The sequence below is a fragment of the Thiocystis violacea genome (assembly GCF_016583575.1).
Lineage (GTDB): Bacteria > Pseudomonadota > Gammaproteobacteria > Chromatiales > Chromatiaceae > Thiocystis > Thiocystis violacea.
On the sequence record NZ_NRRG01000164.1, the window covers coordinates 1 to 688 of the forward strand.

General features: G+C 60.8%; 1 protein-coding gene. It reads right to left on the reverse strand.

The annotated features are described in order from the left end of the window. Positions 1–250 (reverse strand): GxxExxY protein (locus CKO27_RS23990; RefSeq protein ID WP_338116184.1); only part of this gene is annotated, 250 nt, incomplete at its 3' end. Between the last annotated feature and the right edge of the window lie 438 nt (positions 251–688).

Below are 688 nucleotides of genomic sequence, written 5' to 3' on the forward strand. Positions count from 1 at the left end.
CCGATTTGAGTTCCAGCAACACTTTGCCTTCGACGATGAGATCGGCGCGGAAGCCTTCCCCCAGCGGGACGCCTTGGTATTCGATCGAAATCGGTACTTGGCGCTCAACGGTCAGTCCGCGTTGTGCCAGCTCATACGCGAGGGCCAACTCGTAGACCGACTCCAGCAGACCTGGACCCAGCGCACGATGTACGGCCAGTGCGCCATCGACGACGGCTCGGATATTTCGTTTTCGTGCATTGAATCTGATCGATCGCTTTTCTCGCGCCGATCAGGGTGCGGCATCGAAAGATGTGCTCAATACCGGACATACTACTTGAAGGGATTGTGTTGTCTGCCTGTCATGGCGCTTCCTAATGTACGTTATTTTGCGGCCGCACCCCGGAAACGGGCGGGACCGCCCCCGGCTGGTTGCGCCTGCGGTAGGAGCCGGCTTGCCGGCGATCTCGGACGCTGCGGGCGCCGCCGCGGTCGCCCGCAAGCGGGCTCCTACCGCACGACCCTTGCGGGCAGCGAGAAGGGGTCTCGGGATTTCCGCTGTCTTGCACGAGTTGAATCAGCATGGCCTCGCCGCGATCTTCGACGCCGCAACGAGGGCTTGAGACCAGTGCAGATCCGTACCCGACGCAGATGAACCCAAACCGAAGCAACACGAGGATCATGCTTGTTGATAACGGTTCGAAGCGCG